Annotated in this window: 18 protein-coding genes and 2 pseudogenes; 13 read left to right on the top strand and 7 right to left on the bottom strand. The window is 58.7% G+C overall.

The window, feature by feature from the left end; translation table 11 throughout:
- Positions 1-80 precede the first annotated feature (80 nt).
- Together EAV90_RS35625 and EAV90_RS35620 are read left to right on the top strand one after the other, a co-directional pair.
- Positions 81-953 carry a formylglycine-generating enzyme family protein gene (locus tag EAV90_RS35625; protein WP_129146111.1) on the top strand — a complete coding sequence of 291 codons (873 nt, stop codon included), beginning with the start codon at positions 81-83 and terminating at the stop codon, positions 951-953.
- A gap of 20 nt (positions 954-973) precedes the next feature.
- Positions 974-1387 carry a hypothetical protein gene (locus EAV90_RS35620; RefSeq protein WP_129146110.1) on the top strand — a complete coding sequence of 138 codons (414 nt, stop codon included), beginning with the start codon at positions 974-976 and terminating at the stop codon, positions 1385-1387.
- Between the two features lie 359 nt (positions 1388-1746).
- Here EAV90_RS35620 and EAV90_RS35615 read toward each other — a convergent pair whose 3' ends face one another.
- Together EAV90_RS35615 and EAV90_RS39895 are read right to left on the bottom strand one after the other, a co-directional pair.
- Entirely contained in the window at positions 1747-1980 is a 234-nt protein-coding gene (locus EAV90_RS35615) for a DUF6894 family protein (protein ID WP_129146109.1), read from the bottom strand.
- Positions 1981-2430: 450 nt separating this feature from the next.
- Positions 2431-2574 carry a hypothetical protein gene (locus tag EAV90_RS39895; protein ID WP_164937249.1) on the bottom strand — a complete coding sequence of 48 codons (144 nt, stop codon included), beginning with the start codon at positions 2572-2574 and terminating at the stop codon, positions 2431-2433.
- Between the two features lie 286 nt (positions 2575-2860).
- On the opposite strand from EAV90_RS39895, the gene EAV90_RS35610 reads away from it, so the two are divergent.
- Both EAV90_RS35610 and EAV90_RS35605 read left to right on the top strand, forming a co-directional pair.
- Positions 2861-3085 (top strand): hypothetical protein, encoded by a 225-nt coding sequence (locus tag EAV90_RS35610; protein ID WP_129146108.1) that lies wholly within the window; start codon positions 2861-2863, stop codon positions 3083-3085.
- 790 nt (positions 3086-3875) lie between these two features.
- Positions 3876-4091, top strand: a complete 216-nt coding sequence (locus EAV90_RS35605; protein ID WP_129146107.1) for a hypothetical protein — start codon at positions 3876-3878, stop codon at positions 4089-4091.
- Between the two features lie 84 nt (positions 4092-4175).
- Here EAV90_RS35605 and EAV90_RS41905 read toward each other — a convergent pair.
- Positions 4176-4319, bottom strand: a pseudogene (locus EAV90_RS41905) (IS701 family transposase); the annotation flags it as partial.
- Positions 4320-5105: 786 nt separating this feature from the next.
- On the opposite strand from EAV90_RS41905, the gene EAV90_RS35600 reads away from it, so the two are divergent.
- The 5 genes from EAV90_RS35600 (at position 5106) to EAV90_RS35570 (ending at position 7923) form a co-directional block, all read left to right on the top strand.
- Positions 5106-5318, top strand: coding sequence for a hypothetical protein (locus EAV90_RS35600; protein ID WP_129146106.1), 213 nt, complete (start codon positions 5106-5108; stop codon positions 5316-5318).
- 27 nt (positions 5319-5345) lie between these two features.
- Positions 5346-5558, top strand: a complete 213-nt coding sequence (locus EAV90_RS35595; protein ID WP_129146105.1) for a hypothetical protein — start codon at positions 5346-5348, stop codon at positions 5556-5558.
- Between the two features lie 1674 nt (positions 5559-7232).
- Positions 7233-7445 carry a hypothetical protein gene (locus tag EAV90_RS35580; RefSeq protein WP_129146102.1) on the top strand — a complete coding sequence of 71 codons (213 nt, stop codon included), beginning with the start codon at positions 7233-7235 and terminating at the stop codon, positions 7443-7445.
- A 26-nt stretch (positions 7446-7471) separates the two neighbouring features.
- A complete protein-coding gene (locus EAV90_RS35575) occupies positions 7472-7684 on the top strand; it encodes a hypothetical protein (RefSeq protein WP_129146102.1) in 213 nt (70 codons plus the stop codon).
- 26 nt (positions 7685-7710) lie between these two features.
- A complete protein-coding gene (locus tag EAV90_RS35570; protein ID WP_129146101.1) occupies positions 7711-7923 on the top strand; it encodes a hypothetical protein in 213 nt (70 codons plus the stop codon).
- A gap of 230 nt (positions 7924-8153) precedes the next feature.
- Here the strand turns inward: EAV90_RS35570 and EAV90_RS35565 are convergent, their stop codons facing one another.
- Genes EAV90_RS35565 through EAV90_RS35555 form a run of 3 tightly spaced genes read right to left on the bottom strand, consistent with a single transcriptional unit; the run spans position 8154 to position 14537 of the window.
- A complete protein-coding gene (locus EAV90_RS35565) occupies positions 8154-11057 on the bottom strand; it encodes an NHLP bacteriocin export ABC transporter permease/ATPase subunit (RefSeq protein ID WP_129146100.1) in 2904 nt (967 codons plus the stop codon).
- On the bottom strand, positions 11054-13276 hold the full coding sequence (locus EAV90_RS35560; protein WP_245163260.1) for an NHLP family bacteriocin export ABC transporter peptidase/permease/ATPase subunit: 2223 nt from the start codon (positions 13274-13276) through the stop codon (positions 11054-11056). Before EAV90_RS35560 ends, EAV90_RS35565 begins: the two co-directional genes overlap by 4 nt.
- On the bottom strand, positions 13269-14537 hold the full coding sequence (locus tag EAV90_RS35555) for an NHLP bacteriocin system secretion protein (RefSeq protein ID WP_129146099.1): 1269 nt from the start codon (positions 14535-14537) through the stop codon (positions 13269-13271). The genes EAV90_RS35560 and EAV90_RS35555 overlap by 8 nt, the downstream gene beginning before the upstream one ends.
- Positions 14538-14679: 142 nt before the next feature.
- Between EAV90_RS35555 and EAV90_RS35550 the strand changes: the two genes are divergently transcribed.
- From EAV90_RS35550 to EAV90_RS35540, 3 genes are all read left to right on the top strand, one after another.
- Entirely contained in the window at positions 14680-15207 is a 528-nt protein-coding gene (locus EAV90_RS35550; RefSeq protein ID WP_245163261.1) for a hypothetical protein, read from the top strand.
- Between the two features lie 362 nt (positions 15208-15569).
- Positions 15570-16049, top strand: coding sequence for a Crp/Fnr family transcriptional regulator (locus EAV90_RS35545; protein WP_129146119.1), 480 nt, complete (start codon positions 15570-15572; stop codon positions 16047-16049).
- Between the two features lie 552 nt (positions 16050-16601).
- Complete coding sequence (locus EAV90_RS35540; RefSeq protein WP_208738573.1) at positions 16602-17288, top strand: argonaute/piwi family protein; 687 nt, start codon at positions 16602-16604, stop codon at positions 17286-17288.
- Positions 17289-17331: 43 nt separating this feature from the next.
- Here EAV90_RS35540 and EAV90_RS35535 read toward each other — a convergent pair whose 3' ends face one another.
- Positions 17332-17643: a tyrosine-type recombinase/integrase gene (locus EAV90_RS35535; protein ID WP_164937248.1), complete on the bottom strand. Its 312-nt coding sequence runs from the start codon at positions 17641-17643 to the stop codon at positions 17332-17334.
- A 161-nt stretch (positions 17644-17804) separates the two neighbouring features.
- Between EAV90_RS35535 and EAV90_RS35530 the strand changes: the two are divergent.
- A pseudogene (locus EAV90_RS35530) lies at positions 17805-18365 on the top strand (hypothetical protein); the annotation flags it as partial.

Raw genomic sequence — 18365 nt, 5'->3', positions numbered from 1 at the left:
AGCCGAATGAAGCATGCTATGCGGCATAGAATGTGACGTGTGCATACTCCTGATCGTTCGAGCCGACCGGAGATCACAAGATGAAATCCGCCGTCTTGTCTGTGATTTTTCTCACAGCACTATTTGCAAGTACTACGGCAATTGCCCAGCGAGGGCTAAGCAGCGGCCCGTCTGGCGACCAATCATCCGCGCCATCTGACACCAGAGTGGCTCAACAACAGGGCGCCAGTCTGGATCCTGGAGAGTTGTTTCGCGATTGCGATAATTGCCCTGAGCTCGTGGTTGTGCCTCCGGCAGACTTTGTGATGGGATCCAATGACACGCCCTATGAGAAGCCTGAGCACCTGATCAGCATTCGCAAGCCCTTCGCGATCGGGCGCCGCGAGGTGACGTTCGCGGAGTGGGACTCGTGTGCCGATGCTGGCGCCTGCAAAGTGCGTCCCGAGGATCACGGCTGGGGTCGCGGTGACCGTCCAGTCATCAACGTCAGCTGGGAAGATACCAAGCTGTACGTCGCCTGGCTGTCGCAGAAGACCGGACAGAAATACCGTCTGCCCAGCGAAGCGGAGTGGGAGTATGCCGCGCGCGCGGGGACCAGAACGGCATTCTGGTGGGGCAAAGAGGCCGGCGCGGGTCATGCGCAGTGCGACGGGTGCGGAAGTCCAATCAAGCAGCAGGTCGTGCCAACGGGCTCCTTTCGGCCAAATGGATTTGGGCTCTACGACACTTCTGGCAATGCTGCGGAATGGGTCGAGGATTGCTGGAATGATTCCTATCGCAATGCGCCCAAGGACGCGTTGCCCTGGACGTCGGGCGACTGCCGCCTGCGGGTGCTGCGCGGCGGCAACTTCCTCAGCAAGGCCAGCGACGTCCGATCTTCGGCGCGATTTCGCTACGACGTTGACGTGCGCTACTATGCCAACGGATTTCGCGTTCTGCGGGAGTTGCCGTAATCATGCGGCGGACGGAAACGATGCGCGCGATCGTCGGAGCAATACTGGTGTTGTTTGCTGCAGCCCCTGCCGCTCGGGCGCAGTCCTACTCTGCCAGCGGGCAAATCGGCTATCTGCACGAATGGGAAATAACGGGTAATCTCGGGAAAACGGTGACGAGTCCAGGTACTGAATATTCAGGGACGATCACGCTGCGCCACGTCGGCCTGTGCAGCGTCAATGGCGTAGAGCAAAAGCAGGCGCGTTTGCAGCTGAAAGTGTCCTCCAGGCGGCTGGAAGGCGTATTGATCATGGACGAGGATCGATGCCGCATTGTCGCATCCGGATCATCAGGTTCGGGGCAGCTGACCTGCGGCAGTGGACAAGACGTTCCGATCAATCTCCTGATCGGCAAAGCGGTTGAGATCGAGGCGGCTGATCGTACGCGACTTTAGAGCGCAACGATTCCTATCCTAAGTGCTGCTGCTCGCTGCGCGACTGTCTGCGACCACTATGATACCGGCGACCGCGCCAACACACGCTGCGGGCGCGACTGGCTTGGCCGCTCCGCCTCATCCGCAAACTCCATTGGAGAGGAGTGCACGATTCCGCGAGGCAAGAGCTTTACGTGGTCTTTCCCAAATGTGCCGTTGGAGCCGCAGGCTGTTCTAGAGATCGTGTCCGGGCTGTGACGGAAGTGCCTTTGGGCGAATATCGCTCCGGCGAAGGCACACCGGATGGTTGCCGTCGTGACCGCATTCACCCCCTGACGAAGAAGTATCAATGATTGTAGCTCTGGCAGCATAGCACTCTCTCAGTGCGGATTGCCGAGCACGAATGCGAACGGCAGAACGAAAATCTCGTCGCCGGCCTCATCGCTGACATGCAGAGCCCACTGACGCCAATCTTCCAGGTTGGCAGCTGCGACCAGAGAGCGCACCCTGCGAGTAGCCTCCTCACACGCTTCGATTAGGTCGGATACGAACGTACCGCGACGATCCATCAGTACGCCCTTGGTGTTCGAGCAATGGAAATAGACCTGAGTCATGTACGCCTCCTTTCCAATATTTGGGTCAGCAAGCCCGACCCTGCATGTCGGAGTCATACTAGGCCGCAGAGCAGATTGTCCGTGATCACCCGCACATTGCGCGGTTTGGTGGCCCCGCGGGCCGTGGTCGGGCACGCCACATATCAACCGGCAAGGTATGGATCCAACGTCGGCGTTAGGCCAATGGCTGGTGTCAGCCGTGCCCGCTCTGTCAGCGGCCGAAACCTCCGCGGCAGCCGTCGATCGTACGTCGGGTTTGGCTCGGGCGGCGTCGCTGGAAGCGGGCGCATGCCGGCAGAGATTGCAACGGAGCGCGGCATCATCTTGCAGTGCTTGCAAACGCGATGCAGCGAGGAGGCTGGGAGGTCTGTCTAGAATGGTGGCGGGACCGAATTGCCCCGCCATTGACCCACAGAGGGCCGTACGAGCATTCTTTATTGATCGGCTAGTCTAGGTCGTTACCCCGCGGCCATAGATCGAACCCACCGCCAACTCTGAGTGATAAAGCGGGGGCTTCAGGGTGGTCATAAACGCCACAAAGCACAGCGCTCCGATGGCGAAGAGGATAGAACTAAATAACTGGTTCAGGTTCATCGGTGTTCCTCGCTGCCTCTCGTTTGGGGCCCAATCAATACAGCCGTGAACCGGAGCATGAAGAGATCGACCCGCTTCTTCCGTGACGCCGCTCACATCGAGAGAATTGCCTCCTCCGCCTCCCCTGAGTCACGCAGCGGCCATTTGCTTGGCTACCTTCGCGATGGCCATGGGCGCGTTGCCGTGGCCGCCGCGTGATTTCCGTCACAGATCGAAAAGTCAACCTCCCGTATGGTTCGAGCCACATGTTGTTCATTGCAAACCCTGAGGAGGGAACATGAGTGGAATGCGTGAACTGATCGATACTGAACTCGACACCGTGAGCGGCGGGCATCACGGGCATCATCATGGACATCACGGGCTCTTCAGCTTCGGTAACATCGGCAATATCGGCCAATTCGGCAATATCGTCATAGAGCAAAACATTGCCGTGCAGATTGGCGTGGCTATCGGCAATAACGCCAGTGTCACGCAGCAGCTCGGTCAGCTGAACTTCAGCGCTATCCACTAAATGGCGGATCCCGAACACTGCTTGCCCGCTCCCGATGGTGTTCGGTTACGAATTCAATCGAGAACTCTCATGGATACGGTCGCCGTGACTCAGGGCGCTCGAAGAGTATCGACACGGTGTCGATGCCCGACGAGCGTACCTGTTTCTCATTCTGCGAGGCGCCAGTTCGTGTCTATTCCGATCGCGTCACCGCCCAAGCGCGCACAGGGTTCATGCGGTAGTTGCCGATCCAGTTCGCAGTAGCGCCCAAGAGGATCAGCTTGTCGGGAAGCTGCTGTCTCACCTCAGGGCTGGGTCAACATTTGTTGTCGACCGTGGCTGCAACGCCGATTTAGATCAAAGACCTCGCAATCAGGTGTGGCGGCTAGGCCCAACGTCCGGCCGAACAGCAATCGCGAGGCCAGGCTGGTTTTTTCCCATACCTCTACCGAACCCGGAATGTCGTGGAACGCTTCGCCCTATGGCGAGCTCGCGGCCGTCTCACTCGCGCTCGATCAGCTTGTTGCGCAAAATGGGCGTTTGGCTCGGCGCTAGATCCTTACGCGTCGTGCCTGAGACAGCCAGATTCGCTTGAGACATGCGAGAGTCCAGGCCATATGAATCGGAACCGCCGTGGGAGCAAACAGCGTGGGTCCGGCGGGCCATATCGTAGCCAAAGCTGACTGCCGCGGGGCGAGCCGTGATTTCTGTCACAGATAGAAAAACCATCCTTCAGTATCAACACGCATAGTGAGGCACTGGCTTGCTTTGAGCTGGATGTTGTTCACCCCGCAACCCTGAGGAGGGATTCATGAATGAAGTGCGTGAACTGGTCGATATGGAACTCGAATTCGTATCTGGTGGAGGGCTATTCGACGTGAGCAACTTGTCCGGCAATATCGTCGTACAGCCGCAGATTGCTACGCAGGTCGGTGTTGCCGTCGGCGGCTTCAGCGTCTTCGGCAATGGCGGCAACGCAAACCTCACACAGCTGCTCGCTCAGGCGAACGTCAGCTCGATCGGCTAAGTCTTGAATGCCCGCACACTCCCGGCTGCTCCCGGGAGTGTGGGGGTACAACTTAAATCATTGTACAGTGCCCGCTGCAAAGTGTTCCTCCATCGGTTGAACGCCTTTAGCCACCAGGGCCGGTCAATCCCGCAACTTAATTCGACACATCCCCTGCCAGGTCTTATGACCTGCTGATCCGGGAAATGGCTTTAGCCAGCATTCGAGCTTGTCTCTCCACGCCGACATGGTCAGCCCTCCAAGAGCCGACCACCCAATGAACCATTGAGAAATCGGTTCGGAGATCGTTTGCGAACGCCAACCAACAATCTGCCAAGGTATCGTCGGGCCATGAACTCATAGAACCGGTGGCTTGGCACCGGAGTCAATGTCCGCCTTGATGTCCTAAGGCCACGCGGTTGCCGCGCGGCAGCGCTTCGCGAGTCGACATCTGCACGGCGTTCGATCAGATCGGCGCGCTATCGTCGTACATTCTTTCTCCAAAAACCTTTCCGTGGGTGTGAACACCCAAGGAATCGGTTGTTAGCAACTTGATTGAACCCTCTATTGGGCCGCAGCGCGGAACGAGCAAGACAGCTGTGACAGCGCGGAGAGCGGGACGACTGCTCGCGACCCGGTAGATCTCAGTAAAGATCGGATCCGCCAAACCGCGTTCGCAGAGTTGAGTGCTGGCACACCGTACGGCGGGACGTACAATCAGTCGCTGCGGGAAGTCAGATTGCCTGACCGCCGAAGCTGACGACGTCGATAGCTATGTACGATACGACATGACTCGTCCTGTCCGATAGGTTCGCAGAAATTGTCCACGTCAGTCTGAGAGGATAACGATCTCTATAGATCGATGTCCCGCGCCGGCAGTCACAACCGAGCAAGTACAGCGGCGGTGGCCACTGTGAGTCGTGCGTGATTCTTCTCACAGATAGAAAAACAACCCTCCGGTAAGAACACGAGCAGTGAGGCGCTGGTTTGCTTTGAGCCAGATGCCGTTCACAGCAACCCCTGAGGAGGGAAGTCATGATGGAAGCGTGTGAGCTGATCGATCTGGAACTCGACGCCGTGTCTGGTGGGTTCTTCGATTTTAGCAATTTGTCTAACAACATCGTCGCGCAGGCGAACACTGCGACGCAGGTTGGTGTCGCTCAGGGCGGCTCCAGCGTCTTCGGTGCCGGTGGTGCCGCTGCCGTCACGCAGCTGCTTGCCCAGGCGAACACCAGCTCAATCGGCTAAGTCAAACATAACTGAGGAGGGAACGTCATGATTAAAGCGTACGAACTGATCGATATGGAACTCGACGCCGTGTCTGGAGGGATCTTCGACCTGAGCAATTTGTCCAACAACATCGTCGCGCAGGCGAACTCTGCGACGCAGGTTGGCGTGGCTCAGGGCGGCTCCAGTGTCTTCGGTGCGGGTGGTGCCGCTGCCGTCACCCAGCTGCTCGCGCAGGGGAATACCAGCTCGATAGGCTAAGTCACCAATACCCGCACACTCCCTTGGTTGCTTCCGGGGGTGTGCGGGTACTCATTTCAATCGAGAACTCTCATGGACACAAGCGGCCCTGATAACGAGAGCGGTGGATCTGGCAGAGCCACACGATGCGCGGTTTGTGACCGCAAGTTTGGACTCGTCCGCCACTATTGGTGGCGCACCCCTTTATGCTCCAAGAAGTGCGTCAATCGCTACAGAGTTCGCCAGGCGAGTGATGGAAACTGGCTATGCTGGCTTCTCACTTTAGACCAGGCGCCAGAGATCCGAGCGAGGGCTTAATGGCTTCCCAGATTTCACAACGAGGCAGGGAATACCGACAAATAGCACAGAGCTTGCTCCGCGCTGTCAAAACCATGACTGACCGAACGATTGCCGCCCAGCTCAAGGCTCTCGCCGACGACTACGAGCGACGAGCGGAGAAAGCTTCGCATGATGGTGCGGCCAAAACAATCACGCGATCGGCCGCCAGTGCTGAACGCGAGTGGCGCACGTGACAAAACGGGCGATTCATAGCCATCCTGTGGAAGAATGTTGGGGCCGACGCGTCAAGTCGCGACAGTTTTCATAACCCAAGGCCACTCGGGTGAGTACTCGGCTGGTAGGGTGCCTGGGAATCCAAGCCTGACTACGCTTGGCCTGGAGGCGCGGCATAGAAGCCCGCGGACTCGCGCTGCAACGGCGGCGGGAAGAACATGAATACGCTGTACCTATCCGATTGATCGCTGCTGGTAGGACATGAGTGGCTCGATTCAGCAGGAAGCTGCTTTACTCATCGCTTTAGGCTTCCGCGTCGCGAATAGCCAGGTAATGGCCGGCGACCGCCCGTGTGAGAATTCTCTCCGTTCTGAAAGAAGACTCTATCTGCCGCGGGCAGCGCTCGACGCGATCGCCGATGCGCCGCCCTGAATGTTGAGGGTGAGAAGGCGATAACGCAATCAGCATTGCCAACCTCGGGAGTTTGGTGCTGTCCGCCTTCAGGCATGCCCCGATTTAGCTGAGGGGTGGCTTCTCGAGTGCGTCAGGCTCACGTCGGGGTGAATCGCTCAGACCCATGAAGGCATGCGGCCAGTGTCGAGACTGGTTCGGATGGTCGCGCCATGGCAGGTACGACACTCAAGGCAAATTCGTCTCGTCAACTTCGGTGGTGTGTCGTCTAAAGAGCTGGTGCGGGAGGCGGCCTATGAGTGGTGTTATTTCTCGCCGCGGCTTCCGGTGCTCGCTGGGAGCGACGCTGCACCAGGCGATTCGTGGAGCAGCCCAACGCGCCATTCAAAGCTGCGTGATAGCCCACTACCGCTCACAGATGTGTCGGAGGAGTGCAGCTTCAGCAATCAAACGTCACGCGACTCTTCCACCGCATGATTGGCCTAACTCCGGGACGCGTGGTGCCGGGTTGCGAAGCCAATCGCGAACCGAAGCTGTTGCGGACTAACAAGCTAAGTCCAGCGGCTAGTCAGAGCACGATGACCGAGTAGTCCATTTCCGCAGCTCCATGGTCGGATAGCAAGAAGCATCTCAAGCCAAGGCAGACTGCGAACTGTGGGTCGTGCGTGATTCTTCTCACAGATAGAAAAACAATCCTCCGGTAAGAACACGGGCAGTGAGGCGCTGGTTTGCTTTGAGCCAGATGTCTATCACAGCAACAAGAGGGAAGTCATGATTGAAGCGTGTGAACTGATCGATATGGAACTCGACGCCGTGTCTGGAGGGTTCTTCGACCTGAGCAATCTGTCCAACAACATCGTCGCGCAGGCGAACACTGCGACGCAGGTCGGTGTGGCTCAGGGCGGCTCCAGCGTCTTCGGCGCCGGTGGTGCCGCTGCCGTCACGCAGCTGCTCGCGCAGTCGAACACCAGTTCGATCGGCTAAGTCACAGATACCAGAGGAGGGAAGTCATGATTGAAGCGTGTGAACTGATCGACATGGAACTCGACGCCGTGTCTGGCGGGTTCTTCGACCTGAGCAATCTGTCCAACAACATCGTCGCGCAGGCGAACACTGCGACGCAGGTCGGTGTGGCTCAGGGCGGCTCCAGCGTCTTCGGTGCCGGTGGTGCCGCTGCCGTCACGCAGCTGCTCGCTCAGTCGAACACCAGTTCGATCGGCTAAGTCACAGATACCAGAGGAGGGAAGTCATGATTGAAGCGTGTGAACTGATCGACATGGAACTCGACGCCGTGGCTGGCGGGTTCTTCGACCTGAGCAATCTGTCCAACAACATCGTTGCGCAGACGAACTCTGCCACGCAGGTCGGTGTGGCTCAGGGCGGCTCCAGCGTCTTCGGTGCCGGTGGTGCGGCTGCCGTCACCCAGCTGCTCGCGCAGGGGAATACCAGCTCGATCGGCTAAGTCACTAATACCCGCACACTCCTTGGTTGCTTCCGGGGTGTGCGGGACTCATTTCAATCGAGAACTCTCATGGACACAAGCATCCTCGCGCAATGAACTGCGGGAAGAGGTCGCGACACGGTGTCGATGCCCAACGAGCGTACTCGTGTCCACCGGCCGAGAGATCCTCATCCACAGGGAATGACCCGGCCCAGCGATGCGTCCGGATTATCGTCTCCGCCGCCGTTAGGCTAGCGTTGAGCCGATTCGAGCAACTGCCGCTTGGCAAAATCCGCAAACGGCCCCGGCTCGTTCATGAGCTCCGCGTAGCTTCCCGCTTGCACCACCTTGCCGCGCAAAAGCATGACAATACGATCCGCATTGCGCACGGTGCTGAGGCGATGCGCAATCACAATCCTCGTAATGCTCAAGCGTTCCAGCGAGGTGCCGACGATGCTTTGGGTTTGGTTGTCGAGTGCGCTGGTTGCCTCATCAAACAGAAGAATCCGTGGTGAGCGCGCAAGAGCGCGGGCGATCAATAGTCGCTGCCGCTGACCGCCTGATAGCGTAGTCACGCCTTCCGCAACCAGCGTATGCATGCCCATCGGCATCTGCGCGATGTCGGCATCCAGCGCGGCCAGGCGGGCGGCTTCCCAGGCCTTCTCCAGCGGCAAATCAACGCCGCCGCAAATGTTGTCGTAAAGGCTTCCGGTTGCGAGCTTGGTATCTTGCAGCACTACGCCAAGCTGCCGGCGCACGGCGCTGATGTCGAGCGTGTTGAGGGCCTTGCCATCGTAAAACACCGTGCCGGCTTCCGCCCGCTCAAAACCGAGCAGCAAACGAAAGAGCGACGATTTCCCGCTGCCCGAGGGACCGACGATCGCGACGTAGTCACCCGTCGCAATGCTTAGGCTGACGTCATCCAGGACCTTCGGCCCGCCCTTCATATAGCGGAAGACGATGCCGGAAAGTTCAATCTCCCCGGAGAGTTCCCCGGGCGATCGGCGTTCTTCGGAGATCTCGGCAGGAGTGGAAATCACGGGCTTCAGGCGGCTGAGGTGAGGAATGGCCACCAGGGACTCGCTGACGCTCGAGGCCCAACTGCCGATCGCGGCCGTTGTCTGTCCGAAGGCTGCCAGAAAGCCGAGAAATGCGCCGAGGTCGAGTAGGATATGACTGTTTGTGTAGGAGGCAAGCGCAAAGATGGTCAACGTCGCCAGCATCGGAAAAGCGGTGTCAAAGGTGCTCAGCGCGTTGGCCGCTTGCTGCGATGCGATGAAATACCGCCTCTGTACGGCAAATTGTTGCGACCAGCGCGCCAGCGCGCGCGATGTTGCGCCGGCCACGCGAAGCTTGCCTACTCCTGCAATCAATTGCAGGACAAAGCCGCTGGCCTTGCCTTGCAGGTTGAAATGCTTGGTTTCGTAATAGAGTCGCACGGCGCTCGCGGCTAGAATTGCAGCCGCTCTAACCATAGTGAGCAGCAGTGCAATGCTGCCCAGTCGGAGGTCATAGTAGAGCATCAGCCCAATGCTGAAGAGACAAAAGAACGAGGCCGTAAAGCCGCCCAGCACACGTCCGGTGAAGATCCGGCGCGTGGCGTCGATGCCCATGGCGCGATCGACCAAATCGCCGCTGGTATATTCGCGAAACAGGGAGGTTGGTAGGCGGAGCAGTCGGTCGATCAGCGCGGCCTGAAGCTTGTAGTCGAGCAGACCTTCGAGCCTTAACGTGACCCGTCCTTGCATCACCTGTAGGCTGGCGATCGCCACAGCGGTGACCGTCAGCGCAAGCGCACAAACAACGAGTTGGTCGATCTCGGTTCGCGGGATAACCGAATTCACCAAGACATTGGTGATCAGTGGCGGCATCAGCGACAGTAGGCCGATTACCATAACGGCCAACGCGATGCGCGCGATGCTGTCGGAGACGCCTCGCATCGCGAAGGCAAGCAAATCGCGATATTGGAGCGGGCGGGACGGCAACGCCGGATAGAAGGTGATGGCCTCTGGCTTGAGCTCACCGGCAACGGAGCGATCGACGAAGCGGCGAGTTCCACTCTTTGGGTCGAACATCGTGTAAGTGTTCACCCGCTTGCGCACCAGAGCCACTGGACTGCGTTCGGCTCCGTGCCAACCGAGGAGCGGTCCAGCATCGGTCGTCCACCAGACATCGCGCAGAAGCACACGGCGGATCCGCAACTGGGCTGTGCGAGCGATCTCCAGAATGTCGCTGAAGGCCTGTCTTGTGGGTTGAGCGCGCTGCGAAAGTGCAACCGGTATTCCCAGTTCTTCTCCGACAACCCGGCAACTGCAAAGCAGCGGGTCTGCCGGATCCCATTCGGATTGCGCGCGATCGGCTTTCTTGACCACGACATCGGCGAGCCGCTCAAACGAGTCGAGCGTTTGCGACACAGTGAGTTCGTCGCGGCGGACCAGGCGTTCCCGCTCTCGAATGAGGCCCTCTGCCAGGCTGCGCTCAAGATGGGAAATGAATGCAATCTGCAATCGGTCAATGGCGGGCCAGAGAACCAGGGTATCTGGCGGGTTCGGGTCGAGACGCAATTTGCACCCATGCTCGCCAGCTTCCACCCACATCCCGGCGGTCAAAGGGAAGGGAGGCTGCCCGGGAGCGAAGCTCGAGCCGAGGTCCATGACCTTTGCGGTCCCGGTGTCGAGGTGTGCCCACACGAGGTCCCGCATCGGACCACGACGTCGATCGCCTGGGTGCAGTTCAATCGCCTCGCCGCTCAGCAACTCGGAGATGGCTTCGTTTGCCGCCGAGCGGACCATGAACGCCGCCAATTGGGCGATCCAGCTAGACACAGAGCCAAATGACGCTGCGCTGCGCGGCACCTCCAAAACTGCATTCCCAGGCGGGCCGACAGCGATGATTTGCAGTCGGCTGCCCGAGGTTTCGCAGGCATTGTGCAGGTCCAGAATGCATCCGCCGTTTTCGACACGAAACAAATGCTGGCGCGTGCCTGTCGGCCGAACTGCAAACAAATCGACGTGACCAGCTGCCACTTGAAGAACGTGTTCATGGTCGCTGAGAAGCATTGGGCGACGCGCATCGAGCGAAGTCCGGTGCGGCAGACCGATCGGGGCCTCGCGTTGTTGCCCAACGAAATTCTCGCTGACAAATCGATCCGTCATTCGCGCGCCACCAGTTTGGCATAGGAGGCCTGAAGCGCAAGAAGCTCTTCATGCGTGCCACGCTCAACGATGCGACCGCGTTCAAGCACGACGATTTCGTCGCAATCGCGTATCGTGCTCAAGCGGTGGGCGATGATGATGCAGCTGCAGCCCCGGCGCCGCAGGTTGTCGTCGATGGATTTTTCCGTAATCGGGTCAAGTGCAGCCGTCGCTTCATCCAAGACAAGGATCGAGGGATTACAAACCAGAGCTCGGGCGATTTCGATGCGCTGACGCTGACCGCCGCTGAAGTTCGTGCCGCCCTCGTTTACGTGGCAGTCATAATTGCCTGGTCTCGTCGCAAGGTCTTGATGAATCAGCGCGTCCTTGGCCGCCGTCAGGAGGTGACGCTCATCGGTTGTCGAATCCCAGAGCGTCAAATTGTCTCGCGCCGTTCCCTCGAACAGAAAGACGTCCTGGTCGACATAGGCGACGGAGTTCGCAAAAATGTCCGCAGGGATATCCGTCAGCCTACATCCATCAAAACGAATCTCGCCCGACCAGGGTTTGTACAGTCCGCAGATGAGTTTGCCGAGGGTTGATTTTCCGCTGCCCGACATGCCAACGAGTGCCACGCGTGAACCGGCAGGTATCACCAGCGAAAGATCGGCCAAAAGCGGCGGTTCGAGCACCGAATAGCCGAAGCTGATGTTGTGAAGTTCGAGCCGGCCGGTAAGCTTCGGCGGCAGGGCACTCGAATGTGTCGGTGGTTGCGGCGCTAGCGGGTATCGGTAGACATCCTCGAGCCGTTCGAGTGCTCCCTTGATGGTTTGCAGTCCACCGAAATAATTCACGAGGTTGACGAAAGGCTCGGAGAAACTCAGTGCTAGAGATTGGAAGGCTACGAGGCTTCCCAGTGTCAGGGAGCCCTGAATGACCCGCAAGCCTCCGACACCAAGAATCGCTGCGATCATGAGACCCGTGAGCAAGGTCGGGACCATGTCCAATATGATGGCGGAGGCGCCGATCCTCTGTTCGGCGTTGAGGTTTTTAGCTTGAAGACCGGCCCACCGGCCGAAGGCGTCGTCTTCCAACCCACTTGCTTTGATGGTTTCGATAGTCCGCACCATGCTCACGGTTGCTCCGAGCAGCTTTCCCTGATCGAGCGCCAGCCGATAGCTCAGTTCCTGGCGGCGTGAAGCGACAAGCCGCAGGAGAAGAACATTTATCAAAGAGATTGCGACGCAAAGAGCGGTCAGGCTGACGTCGTAGACGGCCATGGCTGCGGCGAACAAGACCACCGACATCAGGCTGAGCGCATTAGCTGCAATGCCGCTTGAAAGCAGACGGGCGATCTGTTCGTTGGCTGCAATACGACCCGCAATGTCGCCCGCGTGGCGTTGGGTGAAGAATTCCAGCGGCAGCATCATGAGGCGCCAGAGAAAACGGCTGGTCATCACGACTGCGAGCTTGGTCTGCAGCCGCAATAGCAGCGATTGACGTATGATCGTCAGGACGGCCCGCAGGGTCGCCGTCAGCGCCATGCCGATCAGGAGCGGCACAAGCCAGTTGGGCGTGTGCTGAATTAAAATTTCATCGACAAAGATTTTTGAGAATCCCGCGGCAACAATATTGGGCAGGACCGCGGCGATGCTGACCACAACTAGCAGGGCCACCGCCTGCTTTGAGTGGCGCAGCTCCCGTATGAGCAGGTTTATTCCCTTCGGTTTGCTGCCAACTTTCTCGAACCTTTCGTCCCGTTCAAACACCAGAACGACCCCGGTGAAGGCGAGGTCAAGCTCGACCAGATCGATCCGCCGACGTCCGCTCGCGGGGTCGTTTATATAGGCGTGCTTCTTGTCAATTCCTTCCAGGACTACGAAATGGTTGAAATTCCAGTGAATGATGCACGGGGTTGGAATCTCGGCGAGCGCCGGAGGTTCGACGCTGTAGCCCTTCGCCGCCAGCCCGTATCGGCGCGCCGCCCTGATGATGTTGCTCGCCTTGCTGCCGTCGCGCGATACGCCGCATGCGATACGAAGCTGCTCCAACGGGATCCACGCGCCGTGATAGCCGAGGATAATGCCGAGCGCTGCCGCTCCGCATTCGACGGCTTCCATCTGCAGTAGGATGGGTGTCCGCCGGATGCGTTGCTGCGGCAACCAGCTCGCCATGCGGCTGACGTAAGATTTTGGTCGGCCGCGCTCGCTGGTTGGCTGGTTTGGAGAGGGCTTATCCATCAATTCCCGTGAGGTGCTTGAGCAGGGGTATCACCAGATCGATCGGGCGCCGGCGGCGTGTTGTGATCTCGGCCCGCGCCAACGTTCCGCTGGTGAGATGAATGTTCGGCCCCTCGCCAACGGCCCATCTATATCCGGTTGCAGTGGAGGTATCTTCATCGAGTGCAACCATCGCGGCGTAAGGCGCACCGTCGCGCGAGAAGCGTGAAACCAGGCTTTCGTTATGCAGCAGCGCACCCATGCCTTGCGGCGTCATCGGGAAATCAGAGATGCTGACCACCTGGCCTAGCATCATACCAAATTCCTCGCGCTTCACCGTGCTCGGCTCCAGTTGCACCTGCATGCCAGGCTTGATCTGTTTGCCCCGTTCGGCAGAAACATAGACGACGGCTTGGAGCTTGGTGCCTTCGCTTTCGATCGCAATAACCGGTGTACCGACGGCTAGCACCGAACCGGACGAAATCTTCACTTCCAAAACCCGCCCGTCCATCGGGCTGATCACCTGGGTGTTCTGGCTCAGCTGTTCGGCGGCGGCATTCATTTGCCGCCGGGCCTCGTTGAGCGCAAACTCGGACTGCTGAATTTCGCGCCCGCGCTCCGTTTCCAGATCCGTCTTCTGCGACCGCAGCTTTAAGATTTCGTTCTGGGCGTCAGTACGGCGCTGTTGCGCATCGGTCAGCTCCTGACGTCGCTCTTCCAGATTGCGCCGCGTCGTGTATCCCTTAGCCAGCAAATCCTCCAGGTTTTTGACGTCGACGGTGAGATACTCGATACGTTGGCTCGTTGCCTTGATCACCTGTTGCAGGGCGATTTCAAGCTTTGCAAAGTTCTGGCTCTTGGCGGCGAGCTCGCTTGCAGCTTTCGATACTCGATCGGCGTGCTCCCGCTCGCGTTCATGAAAGACCTCGGTAGCTGCGTTGTGCTTTTGCTGGATCTCGGTCTGAACGATCTGAGCGATGGGTTGGTCCTTCTTGACGTGATCGCCGACCGAAACTGCGACCGACTGCAGCCGTCCGGCAGCGGCGGATACAGCGTCGACGACCTTACCGCCACTGCCAATGAGGATACCTTCGCCTGAGACGCGAGTGGGCACGCGCCCGAAGATGCCCCACAGCACGGCCGCCCCGAGCGCAATGCAGAGCACGAGGGTCAGAATCCAGTCAGCGGGCTTGGTGATAACAACGAGATGATCGAGCTGCTCGGGAGACGCAGCCCGGTCAAGGGCCGCGGCGCGAAACGCCCGTTGCGGCCGGTCGGTCATGCTCTTATGCTCCGGCTTTGGGAGCGGTTCAGACGCCGACATGTCTGCACGCAAAGCAAGTGTGAACTGAAGTCGACGATGGCTGATCTTTGCACAAGATCGACCGTCCAACAATAAGGGGCGAGCAGGGAGAGCGGCTGAAATGCACGGGCTGATGGGCACCACGTTGTTTTCGTTCCCAGCGCGAGCGCGTCGAAAAATGCTGGCCGCCGGCTTGGGGCTTGCCTTGGTCTTACCCGGTGTGTGCGGTGCGGGCGTCCTGTCCGAGAGCGATTTCCGGCAGGCGGAGAGCCTTAAGCCACTCTTTGCCAACCTCATGAACGACCTTGTCGCAACCGCGAAGCGCCCTGATGTTTCCAGCGGCGACGCCGAGTGTGTCAACTCGACTGTCCGGGAACTTCTGCAAATCTCCGACGAACTCGCAAGCTACGAGTATCTGATCACCATGGAGAAGGATCTGACCGACTTCGGCGACAAGAGTCCGATGCGGGACATCGTCAAGTTTGCCGTCGACAAGAGCAGCACGATCCTGACCGGCGAAAGAAAACGATTAGTTCAGATCTCCGAGCGGTGTTCCAAATATCCGTTGGGGCAAGGCAAGATTGAGCAGGCCGTAACCGTCATCGACACGACGACAGGCATATTGGCTTCCATTCGAGCTCGCCTTTGACCGGGGGGAAGGAAGCGCCCGCGCGGTAGGCGATCTCGACGTGCGGAGATGAGCGCGAAGGACCACTTGCAGATCGGAGAAAAGCGCGCCCAGGTCGACCAGTAAGTAGCCGAGCACCTCGAGAACACCTTGGTGCTTTTTGTAAACTGGGCGGCAAGCTTCCGGCGATGTAGGCCCTGACTGTCTTTCGATCGGCCCGAAGTTGCTGGGTGAGGGCGGTGACCCGACAGATCTTTGCGATGCAAATGCCCGATCATGACAAGTTCCCGAGGTTGGATCACCGCGCTCGTCCTGCTGCCTGCGGCAGCAGCGTCGACGTCTCGGCGGCTTGCCACCGCTGGTCGCGGGAGTATATTTTGTCAATGGCTGTCAGCTCGCCCGATCTGAAAGCGTTTTTGCTTGCCACACCGTTCTTCGGTGGTCTCTCAGACGCGAGTTGCGATCTCTTGGTCTCAATGCTGGTCGAGCGCAGCTTCGACGTCGGTGACACTGTCGTGGCGGAAGGAGAGCCGGGCCGCTCAATGTTCGTTGTTCAGTCCGGCGAGCTCCTGGTGAGCAAGATCGGGCGCTCGGGGCGCATAATTCGCATGGCGAGCCTCGGGCCTGGCGACTTTTTTGGCGAAATGACGCTTATCGAAATGCAGAACCGGTCAGCGACCATCGTCGCGCAGAGCCAAACTCTGCTGTACGAGCTCACGGCTCGACAACTTTACGCGTACTACAAGGCCGATATCTACGCGTATGTGATGGTGATGCAGAACGTCAACCGCGAGCTTTGTCGGCGGCTTCGTCGCGCCGACAATCGCATCGCGGAGTTGCAGATGCTTCACGCGAGTCAGTGACGAAGTGACGACCTGCTCTTCGCCGAGAAGCGGGCCATTCCGACAAGGACAAAACCTTGGGGGTCAATGCAGGTTTCAAGACGCCATTGTCGGAATAGCCATTGATTTTACTCGGAAATCATACGTCTCTTAATCAGCGGGGCCCAGGTTCGAGCCCTGGTGCGCCCACCAAGCTTTTCAATGGCTTGGGTACCCTCGGGACAGCCATTCCGACAAGCGGTCAGCGGCTGCACCTGGCCCAGTTCACACTTCGTGGCCACGAAATCCTTTCCTTGAGGCTGTTGGCCGACGCTGGGTTACATGCATTCCCGACGAGCGGAGCCGAACGCTCCGCGTCACCTGAGCCAGCACTTGCGACGCTTGTAGTGCTTCACGTCGCGGAATGATTTTCGCCTGTCACCGGCAACGCCAAGTGCGATAATCTGCTCTTCCGTGAACCTTGCTCGCTTCATCTGTCCGTCCTTCTTCGGGCCGGACTCTAACTCCATCTGGAGGAAATACGCAGGGGCAGGTCAGTGGCAGCTTGCGAACGTCCGCCCGGGCGTTTGCTACGTGGGCCTGGCTTATAAGAGGCTTGACCCTACCGGTGATGATGGTTTCGCGTGCTGCGCGGCACAAATGTTTTTGGCTAGTGGCGAAGGCGTCGTCTTCCGCGGGGCATTGGGGCCGTGGTTCCGAGCAGATTCGAAGCAATTTCATTTGGATGCGCCAGCCGCTAAAGCGCTTCTGGAAGTCGTTATTCGTGAATATCGAGACAAGCACGAAGGCAAAGCACCAACGCAACTGTTCATCCATGCTAAGTCATCTTTCCAGGATGAAGAATGGAGAGGCTTCTTGGCGAGCGCTCCGCCGGAGACGAGCGTCGTTGGGGTGCAGATAGCTGACGGACGCGATAGCCTAAAGCTGTTCCGCCCGGCAAAATATCCTGTGCTGCGAGGGACAGCGTTGGTCTATCAAGACAACGAAGCGTTCCTATGGACTTCTGGATACGTGCCGCGTCTCGACACCTACATTGGACCCGAGACACCCAATCCACTGATTGTCCGGGTGCAAAAAGGAACCTGCCCCCTTGAGCAGGTGCTTTCGGACGTCATGGGTTTAACAAAGATCAACTTCAATTCCTGTCTCCACAACGACAGGCTACCGGTTACCATACGGTTTGCAGATGCTGTGGGCGATGTGATCCTCGGCGCGCCACAAACTGGCGAACCGAAGTTGCCGTTCAAGTTTTACGTTTGATGGGCCCTTCGAATGCAAATCGGGCGCTTGCCCGGTGCTTTGATCACGCGACGCAACACTTTAGATCCTCGTTGATGCCGGCGGTGTCAAAGGCTTTGCCCCAGGACGAGCGGAATCCGTCTTCGGTCCAAGGCTGATCGCGGGTGTTCATCAAGATGTAGATGCCTCGCTTCTTGCTTGAGTCGAGATACGTCTTGAGCGGTCTGCTGACTGGAATAGTGACGCGCTTGGCTTTGCTCCTCTTGCCGTGGCGGATGGTTTTGGATTGGACTAGGCGAATGTATTGGCCGTCGTAATCGGACCATTTCAGCTTCAGAAGATCACCCTCGCGTTGACCGGTCCAGAGCGCCAACATCATTGCATCGGACCAGACGCGGTCTCGATCATTTGTTGGACAGCGTTCTCGCCCCATACCTTTTCTAGTCGGTCACCACTCTCATAAAGCCTGCCGCCCCGCTCGCACGGATTGATACTGATCCGGCCGCGGTCCTTAATCGATCATTGGTGGATGCGGCGATGAGCAACCCACGACCTTACCGCTCCCAAAGTCGAACTCTATACGTGCTCCATGCCTTCGGCCCCAACCACCTCCGGTCATACACGGTTGCCGAGGACGGCAAGCTGAAGCTGCGCCCGGAGCGGGCTTCGGTAAATACCGCAACAAAGACCGATCGGGTGGCGACACAAGCTGTCCTGTCGCCCGACGGCCGGTTCCTGCTGGTCGATATTCTTTTCGACGCTCGTCCAGCCGTCAATCCGGACGGGTCGCCAAAACTGGTCGTGGCGAACGCCCCCGATCCAGACGGGCTCGTGATATTCCCGGTGCGCGACGACGGCGCACTCGGCGAGGCCTCCTTCGCCAATGCCGGCGGCGCGGGACCATTCTATATCGCCTTCCTCAACCGGAGCCGCGATACTTTCCTGAACGGTTTCGCGGTAGGAGACGGCGTACTAGCACTACTTTGGCAGATTGTGTTTTCGCCGCTGTTTTTCACGGATTTGCCTTCGGCAATATGGGCAATGCTGAGACGGCGGCCGAAGGATGAGATCGACGATGGCGTGACGTACGGCTGGCAT

The sequence above is a fragment of the Bradyrhizobium vignae genome (assembly GCF_004114425.1).
GTDB lineage: Bacteria > Pseudomonadota > Alphaproteobacteria > Rhizobiales > Xanthobacteraceae > Bradyrhizobium > Bradyrhizobium vignae.
The sequence above is the reverse complement of the archived record's forward strand: the minus strand, read 5'-3'. Positions and strand labels throughout refer to the sequence as shown.